Source organism: Profundicola chukchiensis (genome assembly GCF_029664245.1).
GTDB classification, from domain to species: Bacteria; Bacteroidota; Bacteroidia; order Flavobacteriales; family Weeksellaceae; genus Profundicola; species Profundicola chukchiensis.
In genome coordinates this window covers 16,345-41,340 of record NZ_JANAIE010000005.1, presented here as the reverse complement: position 1 = coordinate 41,340, position 24,996 = coordinate 16,345, and the positions used below count along the sequence as shown (strand labels likewise).

Below are 24,996 nucleotides of genomic sequence, written 5' to 3'. Positions count from 1 at the left end.
CTAAGTGCTTTCTAAATATAATATTAAATAAAGGATTTGCAATTTATGGTAGCTTGTAGTTCTTAAGAATCACGCTAAAATTTTAATCAAAAAAAATCGGCCTATTTCTAAGCCGATTTAAATTCAATTATATTTATTACACCTATATATTATATAGAATAGTTTGGTGCTTCTTTGGTAATAGTGATGTCATGCGGATGACTTTCTTGTAAACCTGCATTTGTAATTCTCACCATTTTAGAATTCTCGATCAGATCTTGAATCGTTTCTGTTCCGCAGTAACCCATTCCCGAACGAAGCCCACCGCATAATTGGTAAACAACATCTTTAACAGGTCCTTTATAAGGAACTCTACCTTCAATTCCTTCTGGAACTAATTTTTTAGCTTCAACTCCTTTATTTTGGAAATATCTATCGCTACTTCCACGTTTCATTGCAGCCAAAGATCCCATACCTTGGTAAATCTTGAACTTTCTTCCTTGGAAAATAACCTCTTCACCTGGCGCTTCCTCTGTTCCAGCGAATAAACCACCTAACATAACACAGTTGGCACCTGAAGCAATAGCTTTTACGATATCTCCCGACAATTTAATTCCTCCATCTGCAATTACTGAAACATTGTGCTGTTTAGCATATTCATACACATCATAAATTGCTGAAAGTTGTGGAACTCCAACACCTGCTACAACGCGTGTAGTACAAATTGACCCTGGTCCAACTCCAACTTTTAAAGCGTTTGCCCCTGCATCAATCAACATTTTAGCAGCTTCAGCAGTTACAATATTTCCACCTACCAAATCTAAATCTGGAAAAGCATTTCTTACTTCTTTTAATTTGTTGATTACTCCTTGTGAGTGTCCGTGAGCCGAGTCAATAGCAATAATATCTACCCCTTTATCAACTAAAGCTTGTACACGCTCTAGCGTATCTGCACCTACTCCAACACCTGCTCCAACACGCAATCTACCTTGGCTGTCTTTACAAGAATTAGGGAATTCAGCTAAATTATCGATATCCTTAATGGTAATTAAACCTATAAGTTTATTGTTTTTATCTACAATAGGTAACTTCTCGATTCTATTTTTTAATAAAATTTCTTTAGCATCTTCCAGACTAGTATTGAAATCAGAAGTAACCAAATTTTCTTTGGTCATAACATCTACAACTCTTTGTTGCATGTCTGTTTGGTATCTGATATCGCGATTGGTTAAGATTCCAATCAAGCTGTTATCTTCTGTAATAACAGGTAAACCTGAAATTTTATATTTACGCATTAAGTCCTCTGCATCTTGTAGTACTTGATCAGGACGAAGTGTGATAGGATCTGATATCATTCCATTCTCCGAGCGTTTTACCAAGTCAATTTCTTGTGCTTGACGCTTAATAGACATGTTTTTATGAATGAAAGACAAACCACCTTCTCTTGCCAAAGCAATTGCTAGCTTTGATTCAGATACAGTATCCATAGCAGCACTCACAATTGGAATTTGCAGTTGGATTCTCTCGGTTAATTTCGTTTCTATATTTACTTCGGATGGAAGTGTTTGGGAGTAAGCTGGGACAAGTAAAAGATCATCGAATGTGTATCCTTCTTGTACAATTTTATCGGCTAAAGACATAGTGCATTTTTGCCGAACAAAATTAAGGATTTATTTTGATTTAATTTATATAGACTTCAAAAAATAAGAATAATTATGTGTTAAATTTTATATTAAATTCAATCAAAGCCTGAAGTAATCATTAAAAACATAACTTTTATCATATTTTTAAAGATTTTAGCTGAAAGGATTAGTTTCAATTAAATAAAAAAAACACCCATAGCTATGGAAAGTTATGAGTGTTAGATTTTAAAAAAAAATTCAGTCTATAAGCCGGATTCTGTTCTCGTCGAAACGATTGCTTGTCATTTATCTGGGCATTACATTACTGCAATGCTCTAGCTGCTTACCCCTCAGCATCGAGCGTGCAACTCTTAACAGCTGATATACATAGCATTGCACCACACAGAGTTTACCTGGTTTCACTACAGCCGAACTGTACATACTTTCTGTTGCACTGGTCCTCCCCAAAATCAGAGATTTAGAGTGATGGGTGTTACCCATTGCGTCGCACTATGGTGTCCGGACTTTCCTCTTAATTCTAAATCGAAATAAGCGACAAGCCGACTGAAATGCAAAGATAGTTGTTTATTCAATATCTTGACATATTTATTACCTTTGTGCCATGACAATTCAAGAAAGACAAGCAGAGATTGTAGACGAGTTTTCATTTTTTGATGACTGGCAACAACGATATGAATATTTGATCGATTTAGGTAGATCTTTAAAACCTATGTCTGAAGAGGCTAAATCTGCAGGAAAATTGGTAAAAGGATGCCAATCAAATGTGTGGTTAGACGCTAAAATAGAAGGTGATAACATTGTTTTCGAAGCAGATAGTGATGCTATTTTGCCAAAAGGAATTGCTGCGCTTTTAGTTCGTTTATATAGCGGACAAAAACCAGAGGATATTCTACAAAGCAATGAAGCATTTATTAGTGATATTGGTTTACAAGAATTCTTATCACCTACACGTGCCAATGGTTTATTGGCCATGGTTAAACAAATTAAGTTCTACGCCATTGCTTTTAAAGCAAAAATGAATTCTTAAATCCTTGAAAGAACAACAGCGCATACTTGTTTTTAGGCTTTCATCTTTGGGTGATGTAGCCTTGTGTGTTCCTGTTATAATGAATGTATTGGAACAAAATCCAGAGCTCAGCATTGATTTCGTTACGCCGAAATTTATGCATGATTTATTTCCTGTACATAATCGTCTAAAATTTATCGACTTTGATAAAAAAGGTAAGCATCAAGGAATTTTAGGTCTTTTAAGCCTTTTGAAAAGTATAGATTTAAAACAATACAATGCTATTGCCGACTTACATGAAGTACTAAGGACAAAGGTTTTAGCTACAGCTTCATTTTTAAAAGGAAAGAAAGTTGTTAGCATTAAAAAAGACCGAAAAGCAAGGAAAGCTTTGATTAATGGTGAAACTTCTCAACCATTAAAGCCAACTACCGAAAAATACGCTGATGTTTTTAGAAGATTAGGCTTTAAACTTGAATTAGATCATCATTTAAAGAATTATTTGTTTGATTCAATTCCTAGAACTAATAAAATCGGAATTGCTCCTTTTGCTCGTCATCAAGGCAAAATGTATCCTATTGATAAGCTAAAGGAAGTAGTTGTCGCGCTTTCCAAAACCAACCCAATTGAAATTTATGGGAATAAGTCTGAATTAGATGACTTGAAAGATTGGAAGAGCATTGGAAATATTGAGTTCTGTAAAGGTAACGGGCTAAAAGATGAGCTAAAACAAATGTCAGGGCTTCAGTTGATGATCAGCATGGACAGTGCTAATATGCATTTGGCAAGTTTAGTAGGAGTTCCAGTGGTTTCGATTTGGGGAGTAACCCATCCCAATGCAGGTTTTTTGGGTTATGGTCAATCTTGGGAAGGAATCATTCAAGATGAAAATTGCCAATGGCGACCTACATCTGTCTATGGAAATAAATTAGGACCAAGTGATAACCCTACTGGTTTTGGGGGAATTACACCTGAAATGATTATTAATAAAACTTATGAAATGCTGAATAAATAAATTGTATGAAAAAGCTACTTATTATATCAGGCATTCTGTTGACCGCATCATGTGAAAAACCAGCACCTCAACAACCCAAAGTTATTTGGAGTGATGTATATATGGATAGTATTCCTTCTGATACTATTAAGCCAACAACTCCAATAGTAGAGCAAGATTCAATTAAAATCGATTCAACCCAAGTAAGTCTTTAAGCAAGAAAATATTTTTCTTAGAAATTTTACATATCATAAAAGACTTATATACAACCCCCTAAGTGTAAACTTAAATTTAATTTTTACTAGAAACACCAAGGAATTTTTAAAAATCATTCTTTTGGCATATCCTTTGAATTATAACTATCAACTAACAAACTAAACCTATAGTCACTAACCTAAGACTATGAAAGCAACCGAAGATTATTCTTCGGTTTTTTTATTTTCTGGAGAATTTGGATTCTTCCAAAGAAACTTTTCCCTGGTCATTTTATTTCTTCTCCAATATAAAAACAATGGAAAGGTAACTAGAAACATAAAAATAGTTCCAAAGCCATACAATTTGTGTTTTATTGGGTCATCTTGATAATCAAAATAAATTCCGGCTACAATGAGTCCAAAGGAAATTACTGCACTAAGTATAACAACGTATTTCATTTTGATATAAGATTAAATGGAGTTGATGGCAAAACCTCTTCTATTTCGAGTCCATCAAATGAGAAAAAACCTTTTAGAATGATGATAAAACCAAAAATAAGTAAAGCAATACCAATGTACTTTCTAATTTTATAAACGAGTTTATCACTCATCCTTTCTTGGAACTTTTTAGCCAAAAAAATCTTGCTTAAATCAATGGAAAAGAAAGTGGCCAGTGCAATTCCCATAAACAGTAAAAACTCATAATCTTCTGGATACGTTATTGTTACCCAACCAACAATCACAAACCAAAACACGACAATTCCTATATTCAACATATTCATTAGGAATCCGTTAAAAAAGGTTTTGAAGTAATTATGACTCACTACGGCGGCATTATTTATGTGTAAAGCTGGTTTAGATTTAAACATAAAAGCTCCATAAATCATAATAATAAAACCTCCAATTTTGAATAAGGATGGATGCGTTTCGATATAGGTTGCTAAATCTTTAGCTCCATAATAAGCCACCGCAATGCATACAATATCAGAAGCAATCACACCTGCATCTAATGCAATAGCTGCCTTCCAACCTTTGGTAAGACTTGTTTCGATCAACAAAAAGAATGCTGGTCCAATCAACACCAAACTCAACATGAATCCTAGTGCAAATGCAGATAGTACAAATTCAATCATAGTTTAATGTTTGTTTGTTGTGCATCATGCTGTTGCGATTAACTAATACTTGACAATTTCGTCGCTTCGAAGTTGTCAATGATATCTAATGCAAGTTTTAAAGCTTGGATTCCGTCGTTGATAGTAACTCGAATCGGAGCATTATTTTCAATGCTATCTGCAAAAGATTCAAGCTCTTCTAAAATGGCATTATTATTTAAAACATCAGGGTATTCGAAATAGATTTTCTTTTTCTTTTTCTCTGCATTTTCTAAAATCATAGAAAAATCATCGACGTTATCCTCTGTCGCGTCTTCCATTCGAATAATTTCTGATTTCTTTTCTAAGAAATCCACCGAAATGTAGGCGTCTTTCTGGAAAAATCTGGTTTTACGCATATTTTTCATTGAAATTCTACTGGTCGTAATATTAGCCACACAACCACTTTCAAAAACTATTCTTGCATTGGCAATGTCTGGTGTTTCGCTAATAACACAGACTCCACTACTTCTAATTTCTTTTACAGGAGACTTAACCACCGATAAAATAACATCCAAATCGTGGATCATTAAGTCTAACACCACCGGAACATCTGTTCCTCTAGGATTAAATTCGGCTAACCTATGTGTTTCGATGAACAATGGTTCTTTAACCAAGTCTGCTACCGCTTTGAAAGCTGGATTAAATCTTTCTACGTGCCCAACCTGACCTTTTACGTTGTTTTCCTCTAAAAGTCTTTCTAATTCTTGAGCTTCCTCTAAGGTATTTGTAATAGGCTTCTCAATAAAAATATGCTTTTTATTCTCAATGGCCTTTTTAGCTAAATCAAAGTGAGACAATGTAGGTGTCACAATATCAAGCATTTCAACTTCTGCTAAAAGATCATCTAAATTCTCAAAAAATTTATATCCAAACTCAGCTTCCAGCCTCTTAGCATTCTCTACATCAAGGTCATAGAAACCTACAAGTTCGTATTTATCTGACTGTTGAAGTAACTTTAAGTGAATTTTTCCTAAATGTCCGGCTCCGGCAACTCCCGCTTTTATCATGCGATGATTTTTAATGGTATGAATTTCAAATTTACAACATAAATTATAAAGGCTCAATTTTAGAAAATATTTAAGCCGAGTATTAGACTCTTTTTAATTGAAAATTTCAAATATATGTTCCACTTTTGCAAAATGGATAAGATGGATAGCTTCAAGCATCGTGGTAATAGACGAAAGTTGATAGATTTATTGAGATCTAAAGGAATCTCTGATGAAAATGTTTTAACGGCCATGAATAAAGTGCCAAGACATTTATTTTTAACCTCAGCCTTTGAGGATCATGCTTATGAGGACAAAGCATTTCCGATTGCGGCAGATCAAACTATTTCTCATCCCTACACTGTTGCATTTCAGTCTTCATTATTAGATATAAGTCCAGGGGACAAAGTTTTGGAAGTAGGAACTGGGAGTGGTTACCAAACTGCGGTATTAGTAGCCATGCAAGCAGATGTTTATACCATTGAAAGACAAAAATCCTTGGTTGATTTTAGTCGAAGAATGCTTAGGAAAATAAATTTAGAACCAAGATATCAAACTTATGGTGATGGCTATAAAGGATTGCCATCCTTTGCTCCTTTTGATAAAATAATTGTAACAGCTGGTTCTCCTATTCTACCTTCTATTTTGTTGCAACAACTGAAAATTGGAGGAATTGGCGTGGTACCGATTGGAGAAACAAATCAAAAGATGTTTACTTTTCTACGTGTAGACGAAAGGCGATATGAGCAAATGGAATTTGGAGATTATCAATTCGTGCCTATGTTAGAGGACAAAGACATCTTATAATGAATAATTGGAATTATTATTGTAATGTATTTTATTAGAATTCATAAGCGCATTTAATTAAAAATCAATTATATGCTAATAATTCTTTACATTTATAATTAATAAATTCAAAAATTATGAGAAGTAGTAGTGGTTTTAAATTAAGGCTGATTATCGGCTTACTCATTGCAGCCTTTGCTTTATTCAATTTTTTTTCATCTACTTCAGTCAATGAAATCACTGGAAAGAAACAGCATATTAACATTTCACTAGAGCAAGAGATTAAGCTTGGATTAGATGGAAGAGATTATATGATACAAGAGTCTGGCGGACTATATCAAGATGCCGAAGTTCAACAATATATTGACCTTCTAGGACGAAAAATCGTAGAAAACAGTGAAGCCAGCAAAACATCTTATCAATATGAATTTCATGTATTAGCTGACCCTAATCAAGTGAATGCATTTGCTATGCCAGGTGGACAGATTTTTATTACATATGGCCTATATAAAAGATTAGAATCAGAGGATCAAGTGGCTGGTGTATTAGGTCATGAAATTGGTCACGTAGCTGGACGACACTCTGCAGAACAAATGGCCAAACAAGATTTAACTCAAGGATTGGCTGGTGCAGCAGGAGTTGTTGGTGGTGATATGAGTTCGGCTCAATATGCACAAATGATTGGTAACATGGTAAACATGAAATACGGTCGAGAAGATGAGTTAGAAGCGGATGAGCTTGGTGTTCATTTTATGGTACAGTCGGGTTATGATCCACATGCCTTGATTCGTGTGATGGAAATTTTGGATGAAGCAAGTGGCGGACAAGCTCCACCTGAGTTTCAATCTACACACCCAAGCCCAGAGAATAGAGTTCAAAGGATAAAAGAGGCGATAGAGAAATATGGAGGTTCAGCAACCCCAAATACCAACTCGAATAAATTACCGAGTAAAGTTCCATCTAATACTTCCGGTGATTATTAAAATTTAATAGAAAACCTTAGAACATAAAAAAAGCAGCTTATCAATTGATAAGCTGCTTTTTAATTTATATTAACGCTATATATTATTGCTTTTGTGCTCTTTTAAAAGCCTTCAGGTAACGAACGCCATAGAGCGTATTTACATCTCTATCATGAACTCTTCCAGGTGATACAAAAATCTTCTCATCGTTGATTTTCTTTCTAAATTTCTCAAAAGCATCGCGCGTAAATTCATCTAAATCTTGCTCACTTACTTTTACTCTTTCTGCGGCAGAGATACTTCCATCTTGATTGATAACAAATTCAATATACACTCTAACTCCATTTCCTTTAGACACCTTTTCTGCGCCCTCCATAAAAGGTGCAAAAATGAAGTTAATTTGGTCTTTCATGCATTTGGCTAGGTATCCTTTGTGTCCAGCTAAACTTTCGCAGCCTTTTACCATAGGTAATTCCTCTAAAACATTCAGTGGATAACCTTTGGCGCGCAACTCTTTAACTGTCTCTGTAACTTCAAACTTTTTCTCTTGAGCAAAGCTTGAAATACCTAAACTAAATAATATGATTAAAATTAAATTTCTCATTGATCTTTATTCCCCATTCTAGGGTTCTTTTCATTTGATTTTTTCATCTCCTCACCAATGATGTTTGCCGCAGAGAATGAAGTAACCATGTTGTTCAACATATCTCCAGCTGCCTGTGGTGAGTTAGGTAATAAAATTAAATTCGAATTATTTAAACTTCCAATCGCTTGTAGCGTATCATAATGCTGGGTAACTACAATTAGAGCCGAAGCTTCTTGTGAGTTAATTCCAACCTTATTCAAAACATTTACTGACTCTTCTAAACCTCTAGCAATCTCACGTCTTTGATCTGCGATACCTTGACCTTGTAATCTTTTACTTTCTGCCTCAGCTTTTGCTTTTTCTACGATAAGAATACGTTGTGCATCACCTTCATACTGAGCTGCAACTTTTTCACGTTCTGAAGCATTAATACGGTTCATGGCATGTTTCACTTGCTCGTCTGGATCGATATCAGTAACTAATGTTTTAATGATATCAAAACCATATTCGTTCATGGCGTCTTGAAGTTCTGATTTCACTGCAATGGCGATATCATCTTTTTTCTCAAAAACGTCATCTAATCTTAGCTTTGGAACCTCAGCACGAACCACATCAAATACATAAGATGTAATCTGAGCATATGGATTATCTAATTTATAGAATGCATCGTAAACCTTTTCTCTAATAACAACATATTGAACTGAGACTTTTAATTTAACGAATACATCGTCTTTAGTTTTAGTTTCAACGACAACGTCTAATTGCTGAATTTTTAATGAAATTTTACCTGCAATTTGGTCGACAAAAGGGATTTTAAGGTGAAAACCTGAGTTTCGGATCGAGTGAAATCGTCCTAATCTCTCTACAATTACTGCAGTTTGTTGTTTAACCGTAAACCATAATCCAAAAAAACTAAGGACTACCACACCTACAATTAATATAAGTGGTAATGAATTAAATAATATTTCCATAATAAGGGGTTTTAAATATAAGTCGCATTGAATTCTGTATAGTTACAGTAAAAGCGATTTTAAATGTACGGAAAAATTATAACATTCCTAGCTCAAACTTTGCTTCCTCACTCATCAACTCTTGTGACCAAGGTGGATCGAAAGTAATTTGAACTCTTGCTTTTTTAATTAACTCTAATTGCGCTACCTTCTCCTCTACTTCCATTGGCAAACTTTCTGCTACCGGACAATTAGGAGACGTAAGCGTCATCAGAATTTTTGCTTCTCCTTCGGTACTCACATGAGCATCGTAGATAAGACCTAATTCGTAAATATCAACAGGAATTTCTGGATCGTAAATGGATTTAAAAACCTTTACCATTTCTTCTCCTAATTCGTGTATTTGTTCGTTTGTTAATGACATATTTTTATTTTGTACAAAGGTATGAATATTTAATTTTCTAAATTAAAAGATAATTTAGTCTTATTTCTAATATTTAATTATACTTTAAATAAAAAACACCTCTACGACTTAACGTAAAGGTGTTGATTATAGTATTAAGTTTCATGTAATTATTGAAACTCAGTGGACGGAATATTTTTATTAAACTTTAATATTTTCACATTTTGAATTAAAGTTTGACCAGCTGTTATAATTTTGGTTTTGCTAGGATATAAAATTCCATCATAAGATTTCCAATCGGCATAATTTGATGATGTATTTGCCAAGCTGTCTACTCGTTCTGTTAGTAAACCAGTCGTAGCACCAAAGGTTAGCTTCTCCGTTGCACTTTCTAATACATAGTATAGTTTATCCCCCTTTTGATAAGCCTCTACTTTATTTTCAAGTTCTGGTAGCATCAACATTTTAGCAGGGAATTTCTTCTGATTTTGTTCTACTTCTGCAGGAGCCATATCCATCTTTTGTCCACCTTGAATTTTATAGGCATCATCACCATTGACCACAGCAATAATTTCCTGACCCATTACGCTCACTACAGATTTTAACTTGTCCTCTCCTGATTGCAACATTTTCACGTCCATGTTGAGACCATTGATTAATAAATCTAATTCCATTTGGGTTGATTTAATGTTTTGAAGAGTTTTTAAGCCACCAATTTTTTGATAATAGTTTTTAACCACTTCATCTTTAGTGATTTTAGCTTTCACCTTGGTTTTCTCTTCTACTTTAGGCATTTCTGCCATTTCTTCTGGATATAAAACCGCCTGAATATAATCTCTTGTTAAATATTTTTTCGCCACATTTTGAACATCTTTGGCGGTTAGCTTATCCAAGCGATCTAAAAAGCTCAAATATCTTTGTTTAGCTCCCGGATTCAAGTTTTCAGATGACAGAACGTTCATCCAAGTTCTATTTATTTTTTCTTTCTCTTTGTAATCATTGATTTCTGCTTCCTTGAACTTCTTCAAATCATTAGCGTCTGGTCCATTTTCAATAACGCGTGCGATTTCCTCTTTTGAAACTTGAATCAATCGTTCTACATTTTCTGGTCCACATGGGAAGAAAATTCTAAAACTATAACTTCCATATGGGATACTGCTCAAGCCACCGCTAACAGAAGAAGTATAAGTTCCGCTTTCGTCTTCTCTTAACTTTTCTACTAATTTAATTCCGATAACCTCTGCCAGCGCATCCATAGCTAAATCTTCATCTTCTGAGTATTCAGTTTCTCCTTCATAAGTGATTTCAACGAAACTCTTTGGGTCGGTTCCTTTTTTATACTCTTTTTTATGAGTTCCAGAAACTGAACGATAACCTAAGTCTTTGTACATTTCTTTTTTACCCTTTGCAGGCAATACAGCTAAATATTTCTCACTCAACTCCTTCAGCTTTGCTTCATCTACATTCCCAATGAAATAGAAATTAAAATCACCAGCGTTTTTTAGTTTGTCTGTAAACACTTGATATGCCAATTCATAATTGGTTTTTGCCCAATCTTCTTCAAGAGGAATAATATTACCCGAACGTGGATTGTTTTGCATTCTAAATTTAGCATGCTCAAGCATAAAATAAAATTGAGGCTGAGAACTTAGATTATTATAAAAACTACTTTGCTTACTTACATAGCCTTCATAAGCTTCTTTATCTTTGTTCAAGCCTGTGAAATTAGCGTAGATAAGTTCGAAAAGTGTTTCGATATCTTTAGGTGTAGATTGTCCGTTAAAACCTACTTGCGTAGACCCAAAGAATGGACTTATATATACTTGCTTTCCTGCCATATATTTATCTAAATCAGTCTTTGAGTATCCATTAAGTCCGGCTTCGGCTAAGGCGCTATAGGCCCATTGTGTTTCTAGAAAAACCTCATCAGAAATAGTTGAACTTCCGCCTAAGCGCATGGCTTTAAATAGTATTTCATCATTTTTAAAATCAGTTTTCTTGAAAGTAACTTTAGCACCATTACTCAAAACCCAAGTAGTCGTACCTAGTTTCTCATCTGAACTGGTTTGTACAATTTTTCCTTTAGCTGGAATATTTTCAACTAATTGAGTGATTTTTATTTTGTCATCATAAGGCTCTAGAGTTGCTAAATCCACAGAGTTTAAAGTAGCCAACACCTCTGCTTCTGTTGGTTGTTTAATAGTTTCCTTTTCAGGACCTGTAATTATCACTACTCTATTTTCATCTCTAATGAAATTTTGGATTAAACTATTTACTTCTTCTAAGCTAATCCCAGGTAGCATTTCTTGATACTTTGAAAACTCCCATTCTACACCAGGAGCTGGCGTGTGTTCTAAGAAATGATTGACATAAGCATTAATTTTTCTTCTGCTTTCTGTTTTGTCTCGGTTTTCATAAGCTTTTTCAATCCATGAAAGAACTTCTGTTTTGGATCTTTCTAATTCACTTTCATTGAATCCAAATTTCTTAACTCTCTCATTTTCTTCAATTAAAATCTTTAAAGCTTTTAATTGACTACCTTCTGGCGTCATGGCGTAAGACTGATAGGCTTCTTTAGATCTTGCCCAAGTTCCGCCATGATAAGATCCCGCCATGGTGAATGGAGGATTAGAGGAATTACTCAACTCTTTCAAGCGATTATTGAGCATATTAGCAAACAATGATTTTACCAACATTCTTCTGTAATCCGACTCCGTTTTAACCGCAGTTGGCTCACCTAAATCTTTGTAGTATAATTGAACTCTACTAAAAGAAGCTTCCGGATCTGACTCCACCGAAATCAGAGTTTCCTTATGATTTGGAACATCATAAAAGATTCGTTCTCTTGGTTGGGCTGGGTTTTTATATTTAGAAAATTGTGATTTAATTCGTTGCTCCATTTCTTTTGCATCGATATCACCTACCACAATAATCGCCATTAAATCAGGTCGATGCCAATCTCTGTGGTATCTTCTAATAACTTCGGGGTCGAAGTTTTCTAGAATTTCTTTTTTACCAATAGGTAGACGCTGAGCATAACGAGATTGGTATAAAACTTTAGGTAAGTATTCATCTAGCATTCTTTTGTCAGCGCCAAGGCCAAGCCTTAATTCTTCTAAGATAATTCCTCGCTCTTTGTTGATTTCCTCATCCGAAAGAATTGCATTAAAAGCCCAATCTTCCATGATTTTCATTCCAATGTCTAGATTTCCTGGCTTTTCTAGAGGAATGGGTAGAATATAAACTGTTTCATCAAAACTGGTATAAGCATTCAAGTGTTGACCAAATCTAACGCCAATCGACTGCAAACTATCTACAAGCTGATTGCCCGGGAATTTCTTTGTGCCATTGAAATTCATATGCTCCATAAAATGAGCAAGACCTAATTGATCATCATCTTCTACAATAGAACCAACATTTAGAGCTAGCCTTAGCTCAACTCTATTCTCTGGTTTCGTATTTTCTTCAATGTAATAAGTAAATCCATTGTCTAATTTACCATAAACTACATTAGGATTTAATGGGATATTTTGTGCTTGTAGCAAGAATATCCCCATCATACAACATAGAAGTAAAATGTGCTTTCTCATATCATATATTTAATTCCCCTAAATTAGTAAATCAAGTTAGATTATTGATTATTATTAGGTTTAAGTTTTTAAAGCATTCTATAAAATTCAAGTTTTATTTTAAATTTAATGCATAAAAAAAGCACCCGAATTGGGTGCTTTATATTGAATATGAAATTTAATCAAATTAGAAATCTGATTGACTAACGCCTTTGTTTAATTCGTAAGTTTTAATTTCCATAACTACTGTTTGTGGTCCTACTTCTTGAAACATTTTGAAAGGAACTTTAATCCCATCAACTGCTTTATAGTCTTCAAATCTGGTTACCATTTGCATATCTCCTTGAGGAGTTTCTTGTGTTGCAACACTTTGAACTAAAAGTCCAGAAGCTTTGTCATAAAATTCTTCGTGAGTTGTTTTACCAACTTTAACTTTTACCTTATAAGCATCTTTTCCATTCACTTTAGACATTCCAGCTAATTCTAACTGATCTGCTGTATAGAAAGCTTGGTCGATGATTCCTTTCTTAGCTACTTTATCAGCAACTTCATCTCCAGATAATTCTTGAGATCCTCCCATTCCAGCAACTTTTAAAGTTGTTCCATCAAATGATTGACTCATTACCGTCATACCATTCATTTTCATTTCTGTTTTTTCTCTGTTTGGAGCTAACTGCAATAATGTACCTTCAAGTGGTTGAGGCGCGCCTGCTTCCATAGAGAAAGTTGCTTTTACTGATTTTAAAGCTTTCACTTTATCTTTACCACCGATTTTATCTAAATAAGTATTAATAACACTCATTGGAGTAACATCCGCTGCAACTTTTTCAAATTTAGGAGCTTCTATTTCTTCTGCGTATCTATTGTAATACTTAATAGGTAAATTCATTTTTTGTAATGAAGGTAAAACATCCTCTGCTTTTCCAACAACTACAATTCTAGCATTGTCTTTACCGAAGTATTTTTTAGCAGCTGCCATAACATCTTCTCTAGTAACTGCATTAATATTTCTAATATAGTTTTCGTAGAAATCTGCTGGCAAATTTTGAGTTTCAATTTGTAGAGCTTGTCTAGCAATAACCTCTGGTTTCTCAACTTGCATTACGAAGTTACCAACGAATTTTGCTTTTGCATTTTTCAACTCTTCTTCAGAAACTAATTCAGTTCTAATTCTTCCTAATTCACCTAACATTTCAACGATAGCACTATCAGTAACTGCGTTTCTAACAGAAGCAGTTGTCATAAAACGATTTACATCCTTGTCTCCTCTAATTCTAGAATAAGAACCATAAGTCCAACCGTTTGCTTCTCTTAAGTTTAAGAACAAACGACCTTCTCCACCTCCTCCTAAGATTTGGTTAGCCATAAGTGCCGCGAAATAATCTGGGTCACTCATTTTTAAGTTCGTTACATTTAATGTAGAAACTTCTGACTGAACTGCATTTGGCATATCAACAAAGTTGATAGTTGCTGCAGCTAAGTTCTTAGGCTCTGGATAGTTTTGTGCTTTTACAGTTGCTTTTTTCCATGGGTTAAATTTCTTAGAAACTAAGTTTTTAACTTCATCAAAGCTAACATCACCAACAACTACCATATATGCATTACCTGGAACGAAGTTTTTAGCATAGTAATCTTTTACATCTTTAAATGTAATGTTTGGAGCTGTTTTATCATTTAAGAATTCTCCAAAAGGGTGTGATTTACCAAAAACTAAAGCGTCTTGAACATTAGATGCTACAGAAGTAACACTTTTTTCATCTGCTTTTAATCCTTCAATCATTTTAGCTTTTTCGCTCTCAAACTCTTCTTTAGTTAATAAAGGATCTAAAACTCCTTGAGAAACTAAATCTAAGATTTGTGGGAAATACTTAGATAATGTTGAAGCATAAGCTCCGCCTGCGTGGAAACTAACATTTGCACCATAGAAATCAACTTCTTCGTTGAATTTTTCTTTTGGTGTTTTAGAAGTTCCATTACCCATCATGCTACTTAGCATGCTTCTTACTCCTTTTTTGTCGCCTTCTGCAACTGGAGGATTATCCATTACTAAGTTAAAACTAACTCTTGGTAACTTATTGTTTTCAACTACCATCACTTTCAATCCATTATCTAATGTGAAAGTTTGTGGTTTACCAATATTAACTTTAGGTGCTGGACCAGGTGTTGGTCTAATACTTCTATCGATTCCTTGTGTAGTTGTTTCCATTTCTGGTTGACTCTCAGCATTCTGAACTTGTGTTGTAGTACAAGATCCAAGTATGAATGCAAAAAGAACGCTATATATTATTTTATTCATTTCTATTTTTTAAAATTCGTTGAAAAATTATTTTGCTCCAGTGTATTCGATGATCACTCGCTGATTCGGGTTCAAATATTTTTGAGCCACCTCTCTAATTTCTTCTCTAGTAATAGATCTGTAAATATCAATCTCTTTGTTAGTCAAACTAGTATCTCCATACAATAAGTAGTTCGTAGCTAATGTATGTGCAATACCTTCTACACTTGCATTACTAGAAACGAATCTATTTTCAAATTGATTTTGAAGTTTTTGATATTCTCTTTCAGAAATTAATTCAGTTTGTAATTTCTTGATTTCAGCATCGTATGCATTCAACATATCTTCTTTAGTGTTATCACCCATTGGCAAACCATAGATAATATATTGTCCGTAGTGCTCTTGGCTATAGTTGAAAGCTCCTACTTGTAAAGCAGTTTTATCCTGATCTACCATTTTCTTGTATAAACGAGAACTTTTTCCGTCGCTTAATACAGCAGAAATCAAATCTAAAACTCTAGCATCTCTAGTTTTCATAGAAGGAGTTCTAAACGCAGAAATAATCATTGGAATTTGAACGTTTGGATCTTCCCAAGTTGCCTCGATTGGTTTTGTAATAGGATCTTCTTTAGCAATCGTTCTTTGAATATCAGCACCTCTTGGAATTTCAGAAAAATAATCGTTGATCCAAGTCTTAGCTTGTGCCGTATCGAAATCACCAGCTACAACTAAAACAGCATTATTAGGAACATAGAATTTTTTATAAAAATCCATGAACTCGTCTAAAGTAGCAGCATCTAAATGCTCCATCTCACCAATTGTAGTCCAACGGTATGGGTGATTTTTGAACATTTGTTCTTTTAATGCTTTAAGCATATTACCATAAGGTTGGTTATCTACTCTCAAACGTTTTTCCTCTTTCACAACCTCGTTTTGTGTATCAACACCAACTTGGTTAATGATTGGGTGTAACATTCTTTCAGATTCCATCCATAAACCTAATTGTAGATTATTAGAAGGGAATACCTCGTAGTAATAAGTTCTATCGTCAGAAGTGTTAGCATTGTTCATACCTCCGTTAGCAGTAACAATTTTAAACCACTCTCCTCTTTCGATATTCTTAGTTCCTTCGAATAATAAGTGCTCGAAGAAGTGTGCGAAACCTGTTCTATCTGGTTGTTCATCTTTAGCTCCCACATGGTACATTACAGATGTAATTACCACTGGTGCAGTCTTGTCTTGATGAAGAATTACGTGTAATCCGTTGTCCAGATCGTACTCTTCATAATCAATGTGTTGTGCTTGGCTGCTTAGCATTGCTCCTGCAGCAAACACACTCAATAACAATTTTTTCATGAAAAAATTTTTGATATTAATTAATGTTTGGTCTATAAGACGTATATAAGTGTGGAAAGTTACAAATGATTTAAATTAATTTAAAATTATCTTCCTTCTAGTTTTAAGTTTAATTAAGAAATAAATAATCTTAAAGAAGCTTTTCAAAGTTTTATAAACTAAATACAGCTAATAAAATAGGTAAATAAAAAGTGAATACGATTTCCTGATTTAGTAATATTAAATATACTTTATAACCAACCAATTAAATATATTAAATACATAAAAGGTATTATGAGAACTGCAAAACTGATTAAGCCAACCAATGCATTCATAATATCATTGTATACAAATGTTCCATCAGCGTCTTCCCCTCTGATTTCTTCGATTGAAATTTCCTTATTAAAATTTGAAAGCACAAAAAATCGCACATTTGATCCTAAAAAGCGAGTGATAAATCGGATAACAATAATTTCAAAAATCAGTTCCATAAAGGCGTATTTATTAAAGAAGATAACTCGATTATAACATTGATTCTTTCACATTAATTATTAAAAATACTTAAAATTTAGCTTTAAAATCTTTCTCAAGAAATATAAATAAGAAGCAAAAAGGCTCATAAGCTTGATTTAAAGTTCATTAAATTAGGTAAATAATTTAAAAAAAACTTGCCAACTTATTTATAATCCGTACATTTGCGACTTCGTACATAATAATCATTAAACAAATATTTGAATGTATTTATCACCAGAGAAAAAAAGAGAGATTTTTGAAGAGCATGGCATCAACGCTAATGACACTGGATCTCCAGAGAGCCAAATTGCCTTATTCACTTACAGAATCAAGCATTTATCAGAACACTTAAAGCAAAATCGTAAGGATTATAACACCGAGCGTGCACTAGTAAATCTGGTAGGTAAAAGAAGAGATTTCCTTGACTACTTAATCAAAACAGATATCGAAAGATATCGTGCGATTATTGCCAAGTTAGGAATCCGTAAGTAATCAAAGAAAAATAACTCGAGGCAAGTCATTACTGACTTGCCTTTTTTGTTTTCTTTGGTTCACTCCAATTTAGACACATTAATTTATATATGAATAATCAAGTTTTTACAAAAGAAATCCGTTTAGAAGACGGACGTTCCATTACCTTAGAGACCGGTAAGTTAGCTAAACAAGCTGATGGTTCTGTGGTAGTGAAGATGGGTGGGACCATGCTGTTAGCTACTGTAGTATCAGCGAAAGATGCCCGAGATGGTGTAGATTTTATGCCATTAACTGTTGAGTACCGTGAGAAATTTACCGCAGCTGGTAAGATTCCAGGTGGTTTTTTCAAAAGAGAAGGACGCCCAACAGATGAAGAGATTTTGACCATGCGTTTGGTGGACCGCGTTTTGCGCCCAATGTTCCCAGACGATTATCACGCTGAAACGCAAGTTATTATCAGTGTATATTCTTATGACGGTACTACTATGCCAGATTCATTGGCAGGTTTAGCCGCTTCTACTGCAATTGCATTAACGGATATTCCGTTTAAAGCTCCGCTTTCAGAGGTTAGAGTTGCAAGAGTAGACGGAAAATATATTATTAACCCAGATTTCGAAACCTTAAAAACTGCTGACATGGATATCATGGTAGGTGCTACTGCAGATTCTGTAGTTATGGTTGAAGGTGAATTCGAAGAGGTTTCTGAACAAGAAATGCTTGATGCAATTAAACATGCACACGAAGCTATTAAGGTTCAAATTCAAGCTCAAATTGAATTAGCTGAAGCTGCTGGAGTTAGTAAAGAGAAAAGAGTTTACGAACATGAAACTCATGATCGTGATTTAGAAAAGAAAATCCATACAGACTTATTCCAGTCTTTATATGATATTGCTAAAGAACCAGCTGACAAACATGTTCGTGCTGAAAAGTTTGATGCAGTTTTAGAAGAGTTCTTATCTAGCTATAGCGAAGAAGAATTAGAAGAAGTTGCTCCTTTAGCAAAAGTTTATTTCTCAAACACAAAGAAAGAAGCTGTTAGACAATTACTATTGGAAGAAGGAATTCGCCTTGATGGTAGAAAACCAACTGAAATTAGACCTATTTGGAGTGAGGTAGATTATTTACCATCTACACACGGTTCTGCGGTATTTACTCGTGGAGAAACTCAATCTTTAACTTCAATCACATTAGGATCTTCTTTAGATGTTGATAGAGTTGATAGTTTATTAGGTGAATATTCTAAGAAATTCTACTTACACTATAATTTCCCTCCATTCTCTACAGGTGAAGCAAGACCTATTCGTGGAACTTCAAGAAGAGAAATTGGACACGGTAATTTAGCAGAAAGAGCTTTAAAGAAAATGATTCCTGAAGATAATCCATATACAGTACGTGTTGTATCTGATATTTTAGAATCAAATGGTTCGTCTTCTATGGCAACAGTTTGTGCGGGTACATTAGCTTTAATGGATGCCGGTATTAAATTGAAAAAACCAGTTTCTGGTATTGCAATGGGATTGATTACTGATACTGAATCAGGAAAATGGACTGTATTATCTGATATCTTAGGTGATGAGGATCATTTAGGAGATATGGACTTCAAAGTTACAGGAACTAAAGATGGTATCACGGCTTGTCAAATGGACATCAAAGTTGACGGTTTAGCGCATGAAATTCTTGAAAAAGCATTAATGCAAGCTAAAGAAGGTAGACTTCACATTTTAGGTGAAATGATGAAAACTATTTCTGAACCAAATGAGCAGTTGAAAGCAAACGCTCCTAAGATTGTTACCATGAGAATCCCTAGTGATTATATTGGTGCATTGATTGGACCTGGTGGAAAAATGATTCAAGCTATTCAAGCGGATACGGGAACAAACATTTCTATCGAGGAAGATGGTAACGAAGGTATCGTAGAGATTAGTGGAGTTGATCAAGCAGGTATGGACGAAGCAATTCAACGTGTAAAAGACATCACTTTTGAACCAGAAGTTGGTGCAGTTTATACTGGAAAAGTTGTTTCTACTAAACCATTCGGTGCTTTTGTTGAAATCAAAAAAGGTACAGAAGGATTGGTACACATTTCTGAGTTAGAATGGCATCGTGTGAACGACGTTGAAGACGTTGTTAAGGTAGGTGATGAAATTCAAGTTAAGTACTTAGAAAACGATCCAAAATCTGGAAAAATGAGACTTTCTCGAAAAGTTTTATTACCAAGACCAGATAAAAAGCAAAGAAACGATAAGGAAGATTAATCTTTCAATCGATTGAAAATAAGAAAGACTCCAATTAGGAGTCTTTTTTTATGCGTAAACTTTGAAACTTTAAGCTTTAATCAAAATTAAAATCTAATGTCATAATATATTTCTTTATCAACCAACCTCCGAATGCTCCGACTACAACTTTAATTACTCCACCTAAAACGAAAGGTGTAAATCCATATTCAATGGCTTTAGAAATTCCGATATCAAAACTTAACTTTAAAACTCCAAAGGTTAGAATAATCATGGTTCCTATAAACATAGCAAGGAAAGCATTTTTAAGATTGTTAACTTTATTATCTGATATAAAGCCACTAAATGCACCACCAAATATAAATCCAATCAAATATCCACCGCTATTGCTCAAAAAAGCATCGACACCATATCCACCCTGTGCCAATACAGGCACTCCGACTAAACCGAGCAACAAATAAAGTAATATAGAGGTAACACCTTCCTTCAAACCAAATATATAAGGAAGTAGTACGATCGCAAAACTCTGCCCCGTAATAGGAATTCCTATATCAAAAATAGGCACATGAAATTGAATCTGAGTAAACAGAAACAAAATGAGTAAGCTGAGTGAAATGCGAAGAGCGCTATACATTTTACAAATTTAAAAAAGCGACCTTAATAAGATCGCTTTTCTTTAAATCAAAATTATAAATATTTTAATTACTCAATAACTAGACATCCAATTCTTCCGCCTGCATCTCCTGTAGGTTGAGTCGTAAAGTCATCAACACTTTCGTGTACGATTAGAGATTTACCCATTAAGTTCTTGGTTTCGTCTTCACAATCTAAACACCATTTATCAGTTGTAAACGTTAAACTAGCTTTTCCATCAGCGTCTGCAGTAAGGTTTCCGATGTCACCCATGTGAAATGGATCCATATCGAATTTACCATGCTCCGCTCCAGTAGGATTCCAATGTCCACCCGCTGAAGTTGCATCAGGCGCAGAACAATCTCCCTTCTCATGTACGTGAATAGCATGCTCGCCTGGTGTAATACCTTCTAAATTTACCTCTAAAGTAACTTCATTGTTAACTTGCGTAAAAGTTGCGGTTCCAGATAAATTACTATCACTAGCAGAACTAAAATCGTATTTTAAAACTTTTTCAGTTTCAAGGTCCTGAGTGGCATTTAAATCATCTTCCATAACTGCAATCGAGTCCTCATTGGATTGAACGATAACTGTTTCATTTTTGTTATCGCAGGCGATATTTAATAATAATAAACCCATACCCAAAAATACATGTAATTTGTTCATAATAATTTGTTTGATCTATCTGCAACAATTTATATTCCACAATTGACTAAAATCAGTTTTATTTATTTAAATTAGTTCAAAATCAAATTTATACTCTATGAAAAAAGTATTTATTTTCTGTATTTGTATGAGCTACGCATTTGTTCAAGCTCAAAATTTCGATTATCATCCAGCTGATTGGCCACTATTAAACGATGTTGATTTTAAATTTAAAAGCACAGTTAAAGAAGTTGAATCCACTACTTATTCAATGAATGAAAAAGAAGAGAAGACAGAAGCATGGCAAAAGGATGTTTTAGTTTTTAAAAATAATTTAATTCATAAATGGACTCAAGAAGATCTACAATTCAAGCAAAACTTTACGCAAGTTTATACCTACATGGATGGGGATGTTCCAAAATTTAAATCTAGAGAAATATTTGATGCCAAAAATCAATTAATTGACCAAGCAAACTATATCTACGACAAAGAACACGAAGATTTAATTACAGAAATTCAAGTAAAGGAATTTGCGACACATTTAACAGATGCACCTCCGTTGGAATATAAGGTTGATGTTGTATTGGATAAAAATGGTCAAAGACAAAAAGATATATATTACAGCCCCACAGGTAAACTTAAAAACGAAATTAGACTAACATACTACCCAAATGGTTTAGTTGCTTCAAAACAGCGTTATGACAGAGAAAATAATTGGGTTATGACGGATTCTATAGTTTATGGACCTATGATGAGAAAAACTAAGGATATCATTGTATACCCAAATCAAAATCCAGAAGAAGAACCTGTACTAGTTTCAATGGAATACACCTATGCAAAAAATGGTCTCATTGAAGAGTTTAAATTACAAGAAACAGAAATGGAGTTTGTTTACAAACTAGATGAAAAAGGAAACTGGATAGAAAGACGTAGCTATATGTTAGAAAAAGGTGCGAGAAAACCTTATCAATTAATAGAAAGAAAAATTACTTATGCTAAGTAAAAATTAAGTTGTGCTGTGGAAATAATTAGGTTAGTTTTAATTAAAATAGTTAGTATCAATTGTACTAAAATTAGATATAAAAAAAAAGCGATTACTTATCAGTAATCGCTTTTTATATTTAAGCAAGAATAGATTTTTATTCTTCTTCGTTCTTAGCTGTTGTAGCGGCTGCAGCACTTTTGCTTCCACCTCTACGGCTACGACGAGTTTTCTTACCTGAATCGTTTGGATTGTATAACTCGTTAAAGTCTACCAATTCGATCATGGCCATTTCAGCTCCGTCACCTTTTCTGAATCCAGTTTTGATGATACGAGTATAACCACCTGGTCTATCAGCGATTTTAGGTGCTACTTCTCTGAATAATTCAGAAACTGCATGCTTGTCTTGTAGGTAACTAAATACCATACGACGAGATGCTGTAGTATCGTTTTTACCTTTCGTCAATAACGGTTCTATATAAACTCTCAACGCTTTAGCTTTTGCTACTGTAGTGTTGATTCTCTTATGCATTATAAGTGAGGTTCCCATATTCGCTAACATTGCGCGTCTATGACTCTTTTGTCTACTTAAATGATTGAATTTCTTTCCGTGTCTCATGATTTCTTATTCTACGTCTAATTTATATTTAGATATGTCCATACCAAAGCCTAAACCTTTGTTTCCGACTAATTCTTCTAATTCAGTTAATGACTTCTTACCGAAGTTTCTGAATTTCATTAGATCACCTTTGGAATAAGACACTAATTCTCCTAATGTTTCTACTTCTGCTGCTTTCAAACAGTTTAATGCTCTTACTGACAAGTCAAGGTCAACCAATTTGGTTTTCAATAACTGACGCATGTGTAATGCTTCTTCGTCGTAAGTTTCGCTTTGAGCAACTTCCTCAGCTTCTAGTGTAATTCTCTCATTAGAGAATAACATGAAGTGGTGGATTAAAATTTTAGCTGCTTCAGTAAGCGCTTGTTGTGGGTGGATTGAGCCATCAGTTTCGATATTGAAAATCAATTTTTCGTAATCTGTTTTTTGCTCAACACGATAGTTATCGATATTATACTTTACATTCTTGATAGGTGTAAAGATAGAGTCGATAGCAATAGTACCAACAGGTGCATTTGCTTGTTTGTTTTCGTCAGCTGGAACATAACCTCTACCTTTTTCGATAGTTAAGGTCATGTCTAGCTTAACAGATTTATCCATATTGGCTATTACCAAATCTGGGTTTAAAACCTGAAAGCCTGAAATAAATTTACCTAAATCTCCAGCTGTAAGTTGATTTTGTTTAGAAATGCTTACGTTAACTGTTTCGTTTTCGGTATCTTCTATTTGTCTTTTGAATCTTACTTTTTTAAGATTCAATATAATTTCTGTTACGTCTTCTACGACACCTGTAATAGTTGAGAATTCGTGATCAACGCCTTCTATCTTAACAGAAGAAAAAGCGAACCCCTCCAAAGAAGAAAGCAATACACGACGTAATGCATTCCCTACTGTCAAACCATATCCTGGTTCTAACGGGCGGAATTCAAACTCACCAGAAAACTGGTCAGCTTCTATTAAAACAACCTTATCAGGTTTTATAAAATTTAAAATAGCCATATATTGAAAAGATATTTTTGGGTTATTATTTAGAGTAAAGCTCGACGATCAATTGCTCTTTGATGTCTTCTGGAATCTGAATTCTCTCAGGAATAGCCTGAAATGTTCCAGATTTTGTTGCTTCGTTCCATGTTAACCACTCATAATCATTTCTATGTAATAAAGACTCTTCTATTGTATTTAACGATTTAGACTTTTCGCGAACAGCTACTACATCTCCTTCGTTTAATTGGTAAGAAGGAATATTTACTAACTCCCCGTTAACGGTTACGTGCTTGTGTGATACTAATTGACGTGCTGCAGGACGAGATGGAGCAATACCTAAACGGTATACTACGTTATCTAGTCTTCTTTCACATAATTGTAATAGTACTTCACCAGTAATTCCTTTAGCTCTTGTAGAAGCTTTATACATGTTAGAGAATTGACGCTCTAATATACCATAAGTATATTTTGCTTTTTGTTTCTCCATCAACTGCATAGAATACTCTGATTTCTTTCCACGACGACGGTTTGGACCGTGTTGTCCTGGAGGATACTTTCTTCTTTCGAAAGATTTGTCATCACCGTAAATTGCTTTACCGAATTTACGGGCTATTTTTGTTTTAGGTCCTGTATATCTTGCCATAATGTTTTATATTTTAAGGATTAGAATTTTAAGAATTTAAAATTAAACTCTTCTTCTTTTTGGAGGTCTACATCCGTTGTGTGGAAGTGGCGTAACATCTACGATCTCACTTACTTCGATCCCTGAATTATGGATAGCACGAATCGCTGATTCTCTACCTGTTCCAGGTCCTTTAACAAATACCTTCACTCTTCTTAATCCTGCTTCGAAAGCCACTTGAGCACAATCCTCTGCAGCAACTTGTGCAGCATATGGTGTGTTCTTCTTTGATCCTCTAAAGCCCATTTTACCGGCAGATGACCAAGAGATAACTTCTCCTTTTTTATTAGTTAGAGATATAATTACATTATTGAATGTCGCTTGAACGTGAGCTTCCCCGTTAGCTTCTACCTTAACGTTACGCTTTTTAGCTTTTGCCTTAGCACCTTTCTGTTGTTTCTTTGCCAT

Annotated in this window: 25 protein-coding genes and 1 other RNA gene; 8 read left to right on the top strand and 18 right to left on the bottom strand. The window is 34.3% G+C overall.

What is annotated here, in order from left to right; all coding sequences use genetic code 11:
* Positions 1-149: 149 nt before the first annotated feature.
* Positions 150-1,619, bottom strand: a complete 1,470-nt coding sequence (gene guaB / locus NLM59_RS07890) for an IMP dehydrogenase (protein ID WP_304417225.1) — start codon at positions 1,617-1,619, stop codon at positions 150-152.
* 232 nt (positions 1,620-1,851) lie between these two features.
* Positions 1,852-2,173, bottom strand: an RNA gene (rnpB, locus tag NLM59_RS07885) — RNase P RNA component class A.
* A 50-nt stretch (positions 2,174-2,223) separates the two neighbouring features.
* On the opposite strand from rnpB, the gene NLM59_RS07880 reads away from it, so the two are divergent.
* The 3 genes from NLM59_RS07880 to NLM59_RS07870 are packed head-to-tail and all read left to right on the top strand — an operon-like array spanning position 2,224 to position 3,837.
* On the top strand, positions 2,224-2,649 hold the full coding sequence (locus NLM59_RS07880; RefSeq protein WP_304417224.1) for a SufE family protein: 426 nt from the start codon (positions 2,224-2,226) through the stop codon (positions 2,647-2,649).
* 4 nt (positions 2,650-2,653) lie between these two features.
* On the top strand, positions 2,654-3,643 hold the full coding sequence (locus tag NLM59_RS07875) for a glycosyltransferase family 9 protein (RefSeq protein ID WP_304417223.1): 990 nt from the start codon (positions 2,654-2,656) through the stop codon (positions 3,641-3,643).
* A 5-nt stretch (positions 3,644-3,648) separates the two neighbouring features.
* The gene (locus tag NLM59_RS07870; protein ID WP_304417222.1) at positions 3,649-3,837 is read left to right on the top strand and encodes a hypothetical protein; all 189 of its coding nucleotides are present in this window, start codon (positions 3,649-3,651) and stop codon (positions 3,835-3,837) included.
* A gap of 204 nt (positions 3,838-4,041) precedes the next feature.
* Here the strand turns inward: NLM59_RS07870 and NLM59_RS07865 are convergent, their stop codons facing one another.
* From NLM59_RS07865 to NLM59_RS07855, 3 genes are read right to left on the bottom strand one after another with little or no spacing between them, the layout of a single operon-like run.
* Positions 4,042-4,275 (bottom strand): hypothetical protein, encoded by a 234-nt coding sequence (locus NLM59_RS07865; RefSeq protein WP_304417221.1) that lies wholly within the window; start codon positions 4,273-4,275, stop codon positions 4,042-4,044.
* Complete coding sequence (locus NLM59_RS07860; RefSeq protein WP_304417220.1) at positions 4,272-4,949, bottom strand: LysE family translocator; 678 nt, start codon at positions 4,947-4,949, stop codon at positions 4,272-4,274. Before NLM59_RS07860 ends, NLM59_RS07865 begins: the two co-directional genes overlap by 4 nt.
* 38 nt (positions 4,950-4,987) lie before the next feature.
* Positions 4,988-5,977 carry a Gfo/Idh/MocA family protein gene (locus tag NLM59_RS07855; RefSeq protein WP_304417219.1) on the bottom strand — a complete coding sequence of 330 codons (990 nt, stop codon included), beginning with the start codon at positions 5,975-5,977 and terminating at the stop codon, positions 4,988-4,990.
* 141 nt (positions 5,978-6,118) lie between these two features.
* On the opposite strand from NLM59_RS07855, the gene NLM59_RS07850 reads away from it, so the two are divergent.
* The gene (locus NLM59_RS07850; protein WP_304417218.1) at positions 6,119-6,763 is read left to right on the top strand and encodes a protein-L-isoaspartate(D-aspartate) O-methyltransferase; all 645 of its coding nucleotides are present in this window, start codon (positions 6,119-6,121) and stop codon (positions 6,761-6,763) included.
* Between the two features lie 116 nt (positions 6,764-6,879).
* The gene (locus NLM59_RS07845) at positions 6,880-7,725 is read left to right on the top strand and encodes a M48 family metallopeptidase (protein ID WP_304417217.1); all 846 of its coding nucleotides are present in this window, start codon (positions 6,880-6,882) and stop codon (positions 7,723-7,725) included.
* 82 nt (positions 7,726-7,807) lie between these two features.
* Here NLM59_RS07845 and NLM59_RS07840 read toward each other — a convergent pair whose 3' ends face one another.
* From NLM59_RS07840 to NLM59_RS07810, 7 genes are all read right to left on the bottom strand, one after another.
* On the bottom strand, positions 7,808-8,308 hold the full coding sequence (locus NLM59_RS07840) for a hypothetical protein (protein ID WP_304417216.1): 501 nt from the start codon (positions 8,306-8,308) through the stop codon (positions 7,808-7,810).
* A complete protein-coding gene (locus NLM59_RS07835; protein WP_304417215.1) occupies positions 8,305-9,261 on the bottom strand; it encodes an SPFH domain-containing protein in 957 nt (318 codons plus the stop codon). The genes NLM59_RS07840 and NLM59_RS07835 overlap by 4 nt, the downstream gene beginning before the upstream one ends.
* Before the next feature lie 76 nt (positions 9,262-9,337).
* Complete coding sequence (locus tag NLM59_RS07830; protein ID WP_304417214.1) at positions 9,338-9,664, bottom strand: iron-sulfur cluster assembly protein; 327 nt, start codon at positions 9,662-9,664, stop codon at positions 9,338-9,340.
* Between the two features lie 149 nt (positions 9,665-9,813).
* The gene (locus tag NLM59_RS07825; protein WP_304417213.1) at positions 9,814-13,233 is read right to left on the bottom strand and encodes a M16 family metallopeptidase; all 3,420 of its coding nucleotides are present in this window, start codon (positions 13,231-13,233) and stop codon (positions 9,814-9,816) included.
* 166 nt (positions 13,234-13,399) lie between these two features.
* Positions 13,400-15,508 carry an insulinase family protein gene (locus NLM59_RS07820; RefSeq protein ID WP_304417212.1) on the bottom strand — a complete coding sequence of 703 codons (2,109 nt, stop codon included), beginning with the start codon at positions 15,506-15,508 and terminating at the stop codon, positions 13,400-13,402.
* A gap of 27 nt (positions 15,509-15,535) precedes the next feature.
* Positions 15,536-16,843: a M16 family metallopeptidase gene (locus NLM59_RS07815; RefSeq protein WP_304417211.1), complete on the bottom strand. Its 1,308-nt coding sequence runs from the start codon at positions 16,841-16,843 to the stop codon at positions 15,536-15,538.
* Between the two features lie 230 nt (positions 16,844-17,073).
* Complete coding sequence (locus NLM59_RS07810; protein WP_304417210.1) at positions 17,074-17,313, bottom strand: hypothetical protein; 240 nt, start codon at positions 17,311-17,313, stop codon at positions 17,074-17,076.
* Positions 17,314-17,557: 244 nt separating this feature from the next.
* On the opposite strand from NLM59_RS07810, the gene rpsO reads away from it, so the two are divergent.
* Complete coding sequence (rpsO, locus tag NLM59_RS07805) at positions 17,558-17,827, top strand: 30S ribosomal protein S15 (protein ID WP_304417209.1); 270 nt, start codon at positions 17,558-17,560, stop codon at positions 17,825-17,827.
* A gap of 89 nt (positions 17,828-17,916) precedes the next feature.
* Positions 17,917-20,064, top strand: a complete 2,148-nt coding sequence (locus tag NLM59_RS07800) for a polyribonucleotide nucleotidyltransferase (RefSeq protein WP_304417208.1) — start codon at positions 17,917-17,919, stop codon at positions 20,062-20,064.
* Between the two features lie 76 nt (positions 20,065-20,140).
* On the opposite strand, the gene NLM59_RS07795 is transcribed toward NLM59_RS07800, so the two are convergent.
* Both NLM59_RS07795 and NLM59_RS07790 read right to left on the bottom strand, forming a co-directional pair.
* A complete protein-coding gene (locus NLM59_RS07795; protein WP_304417207.1) occupies positions 20,141-20,677 on the bottom strand; it encodes a biotin transporter BioY in 537 nt (178 codons plus the stop codon).
* Positions 20,678-20,745: 68 nt separating this feature from the next.
* Entirely contained in the window at positions 20,746-21,342 is a 597-nt protein-coding gene (locus NLM59_RS07790) for a superoxide dismutase family protein (RefSeq protein ID WP_304417206.1), read from the bottom strand.
* 97 nt (positions 21,343-21,439) lie between these two features.
* Here NLM59_RS07790 and NLM59_RS07785 point away from each other — a divergent pair, with 97 nt between their 5' ends.
* Entirely contained in the window at positions 21,440-22,324 is an 885-nt protein-coding gene (locus tag NLM59_RS07785) for a hypothetical protein (protein ID WP_304417205.1), read from the top strand.
* A 136-nt stretch (positions 22,325-22,460) separates the two neighbouring features.
* Here NLM59_RS07785 and rplQ read toward each other — a convergent pair whose 3' ends face one another.
* The 4 genes from rplQ to rpsK are packed head-to-tail and all read right to left on the bottom strand — an operon-like array spanning position 22,461 to position 24,996.
* Entirely contained in the window at positions 22,461-22,922 is a 462-nt protein-coding gene (gene rplQ / locus NLM59_RS07780) for a 50S ribosomal protein L17 (RefSeq protein ID WP_304417204.1), read from the bottom strand.
* 6 nt (positions 22,923-22,928) lie between these two features.
* Entirely contained in the window at positions 22,929-23,921 is a 993-nt protein-coding gene (locus NLM59_RS07775) for a DNA-directed RNA polymerase subunit alpha (RefSeq protein WP_304417203.1), read from the bottom strand.
* A gap of 25 nt (positions 23,922-23,946) precedes the next feature.
* Positions 23,947-24,549 carry a 30S ribosomal protein S4 gene (gene rpsD, locus NLM59_RS07770; protein WP_304417202.1) on the bottom strand — a complete coding sequence of 201 codons (603 nt, stop codon included), beginning with the start codon at positions 24,547-24,549 and terminating at the stop codon, positions 23,947-23,949.
* 42 nt (positions 24,550-24,591) lie between these two features.
* Positions 24,592-24,996: a 30S ribosomal protein S11 gene (rpsK, locus tag NLM59_RS07765; RefSeq protein WP_304417201.1), complete on the bottom strand. Its 405-nt coding sequence runs from the start codon at positions 24,994-24,996 to the stop codon at positions 24,592-24,594.

What these genes read in the sequence shown, in the direction of transcription:
- guaB (WP_304417225.1), bottom strand. Translation starts at nt 1,619, where the DNA reads ATGTCTTTAGCCGATAAAATTGTACAAGAAGGATACACATTCGATGAT.
- NLM59_RS07880 (WP_304417224.1), top strand. Translation starts at nt 2,224, where the DNA reads ATGACAATTCAAGAAAGACAAGCAGAGATTGTAGACGAGTTTTCATTT.
- NLM59_RS07870 (WP_304417222.1), top strand. Translation starts at nt 3,649, where the DNA reads ATGAAAAAGCTACTTATTATATCAGGCATTCTGTTGACCGCATCATGT.
- NLM59_RS07865 (WP_304417221.1), bottom strand. Translation starts at nt 4,275, where the DNA reads ATGAAATACGTTGTTATACTTAGTGCAGTAATTTCCTTTGGACTCATT.
- NLM59_RS07860 (WP_304417220.1), bottom strand. Translation starts at nt 4,949, where the DNA reads ATGATTGAATTTGTACTATCTGCATTTGCACTAGGATTCATGTTGAGT.
- NLM59_RS07855 (WP_304417219.1), bottom strand. Translation starts at nt 5,977, where the DNA reads ATGATAAAAGCGGGAGTTGCCGGAGCCGGACATTTAGGAAAAATTCAC.
- NLM59_RS07850 (WP_304417218.1), top strand. Translation starts at nt 6,119, where the DNA reads ATGGATAGCTTCAAGCATCGTGGTAATAGACGAAAGTTGATAGATTTA.
- NLM59_RS07845 (WP_304417217.1), top strand. Translation starts at nt 6,880, where the DNA reads ATGAGAAGTAGTAGTGGTTTTAAATTAAGGCTGATTATCGGCTTACTC.
- NLM59_RS07840 (WP_304417216.1), bottom strand. Translation starts at nt 8,308, where the DNA reads ATGAGAAATTTAATTTTAATCATATTATTTAGTTTAGGTATTTCAAGC.
- NLM59_RS07835 (WP_304417215.1), bottom strand. Translation starts at nt 9,261, where the DNA reads ATGGAAATATTATTTAATTCATTACCACTTATATTAATTGTAGGTGTG.
- NLM59_RS07830 (WP_304417214.1), bottom strand. Translation starts at nt 9,664, where the DNA reads ATGTCATTAACAAACGAACAAATACACGAATTAGGAGAAGAAATGGTA.
- NLM59_RS07825 (WP_304417213.1), bottom strand. Translation starts at nt 13,233, where the DNA reads ATGAGAAAGCACATTTTACTTCTATGTTGTATGATGGGGATATTCTTG.
- NLM59_RS07820 (WP_304417212.1), bottom strand. Translation starts at nt 15,508, where the DNA reads ATGAATAAAATAATATATAGCGTTCTTTTTGCATTCATACTTGGATCT.
- NLM59_RS07815 (WP_304417211.1), bottom strand. Translation starts at nt 16,843, where the DNA reads ATGAAAAAATTGTTATTGAGTGTGTTTGCTGCAGGAGCAATGCTAAGC.
- NLM59_RS07810 (WP_304417210.1), bottom strand. Translation starts at nt 17,313, where the DNA reads ATGGAACTGATTTTTGAAATTATTGTTATCCGATTTATCACTCGCTTT.
- rpsO (WP_304417209.1), top strand. Translation starts at nt 17,558, where the DNA reads ATGTATTTATCACCAGAGAAAAAAAGAGAGATTTTTGAAGAGCATGGC.
- NLM59_RS07800 (WP_304417208.1), top strand. Translation starts at nt 17,917, where the DNA reads ATGAATAATCAAGTTTTTACAAAAGAAATCCGTTTAGAAGACGGACGT.
- NLM59_RS07795 (WP_304417207.1), bottom strand. Translation starts at nt 20,677, where the DNA reads ATGTATAGCGCTCTTCGCATTTCACTCAGCTTACTCATTTTGTTTCTG.
- NLM59_RS07790 (WP_304417206.1), bottom strand. Translation starts at nt 21,342, where the DNA reads ATGAACAAATTACATGTATTTTTGGGTATGGGTTTATTATTATTAAAT.
- NLM59_RS07785 (WP_304417205.1), top strand. Translation starts at nt 21,440, where the DNA reads ATGAAAAAAGTATTTATTTTCTGTATTTGTATGAGCTACGCATTTGTT.
- rplQ (WP_304417204.1), bottom strand. Translation starts at nt 22,922, where the DNA reads ATGAGACACGGAAAGAAATTCAATCATTTAAGTAGACAAAAGAGTCAT.
- NLM59_RS07775 (WP_304417203.1), bottom strand. Translation starts at nt 23,921, where the DNA reads ATGGCTATTTTAAATTTTATAAAACCTGATAAGGTTGTTTTAATAGAA.
- rpsD (WP_304417202.1), bottom strand. Translation starts at nt 24,549, where the DNA reads ATGGCAAGATATACAGGACCTAAAACAAAAATAGCCCGTAAATTCGGT.
- rpsK (WP_304417201.1), bottom strand. Translation starts at nt 24,996, where the DNA reads ATGGCAAAGAAACAACAGAAAGGTGCTAAGGCAAAAGCTAAAAAGCGT.